Annotated in this window: 2 tRNA genes; both read right to left on the reverse strand. The window is 49.0% G+C overall.

The window, feature by feature from the left end:
- Window positions 1-105: 105 nt before the first annotated feature.
- A tRNA-Ala gene (locus QMN93_RS26160) sits at window positions 106-181 on the reverse strand.
- A 42-nt stretch (window positions 182-223) separates the two neighbouring features.
- Window positions 224-300 (reverse strand) — tRNA-Ile (locus QMN93_RS26165).
- Window positions 301-312: the final 12 nt, after the last annotated feature.

The raw sequence follows: 312 nt of genomic DNA on the forward strand, positions 1-312 counted from the left end.
TGTGTCGTTTCAATTTTCAGCTTGATCCAGATTTTTAAAGAGCAAAACTTCGCAGTGCACCTTTTCAGGTTCACTCTGAAGTTTTCTTGTGTTCGCAGTAAAAGATGGTGGAGCTATGCGGGATCGAACCGCAGACCTCCTGCGTGCAAAGCAGGCGCTCTCCCAGCTGAGCTATAGCCCCATCGTTTGCAATCTCTGTACCGCTCATCCTTTAAAAGGAGTTTGGTAGGCCTGAGTGGACTTGAACCACCGACCTCACCCTTATCAGGGGTGCGCTCTAACCACCTGAGCTACAAGCCTGCAGAGATTTTT

The sequence above is a fragment of the Enterobacter sp. R-1.6.2 genome, from assembly GCF_035064085.1.
Classification (GTDB): domain Bacteria; phylum Pseudomonadota; class Gammaproteobacteria; order Enterobacterales; family Enterobacteriaceae; genus Enterobacter; species Enterobacter asburiae_B.